The organism is Pokkaliibacter plantistimulans (genome assembly GCF_003194385.1).
In the GTDB taxonomy this organism is placed as follows: domain Bacteria; phylum Pseudomonadota; class Gammaproteobacteria; order Pseudomonadales; family Balneatricaceae; genus Pokkaliibacter; species Pokkaliibacter plantistimulans.
The window spans coordinates 1-717 of the sequence record NZ_LAPT01000205.1 but is presented as its reverse complement, the minus strand read 5'-3'; the positions used below and the strand labels follow the sequence as shown (position 1 = coordinate 717).

The 717-nt window shown below is 58.3% G+C and carries 2 protein-coding genes; both read left to right on the top strand.

Going from position 1 to position 717, the window contains the following annotated elements; translation table 11 throughout:
* A partial coding sequence (locus WH50_RS25905) for a phage minor tail protein L (protein ID WP_087898783.1) occupies positions 1–170 on the top strand: 170 nt, incomplete at its 5' end.
* 5 nt (positions 171–175) lie between these two features.
* On the top strand, positions 176–717 hold a 542-nt coding region (locus WH50_RS25900), incomplete at its 3' end, for a C40 family peptidase (RefSeq protein ID WP_110190377.1).

Genomic DNA, 717 nt, shown 5'->3' with positions numbered 1-717 from the left:
ATCGCGGTGACGAGTGCGGTTATAGCGGTCCGGCTGTCGCGGATGAATATGACCAGCCAACGTCCGATATCACGAAGGATAAATGCAGCAAATGCCTGAGCGGTTGTAAGTTCCGCAATAACGTCGGCAACTTTGGCGGCTTCCTTTCCATTAACAAACTTTCGCAGTAAATCCCATGACACAGACAGAATCAGCGATTCTGGCGCACGCCCGGCGATGTGCGCCAGCGGAGTCGTGCGGCTTCGTGGTAAGCACGCCGGAGGGGGAAAGATATTTCCCCTGCGTGAATATCTCCGGTGAGCCGGAGGCGTATTTCCGTATGTCGCCGGAAGACTGGCTGCAGGCAGAAATGCAGGGTGAGATTGTGGCGCTGGTCCACAGCCACCCCGGTGGTCTGCCCTGGCTGAGTGAGGCCGACCGGCGGCTGCAGGTGCAGAGTGATTTGCCGTGGTGGGTGGTCTGCCGGGGGACGATTCATAAGTTCCGCTGTGTGCCGCATCTCACCGGGCGGCGCTTTGAGCACGGTGTGACGGACTGTTACACACTGTTCCGGGATGCTTATCATCTGGCGGGGATTGAGATGCCGGACTTTCATCGTGAGGATGACTGGTGGCGTAACGGCCAGAATCTCTATCTGGATAATCTGGAGGCGACGGGGCTGTATCAGGTGCCGTTGTCAGCGGCACAGCCGGGCGATGTGCTGCTGTGCTGTTTTGG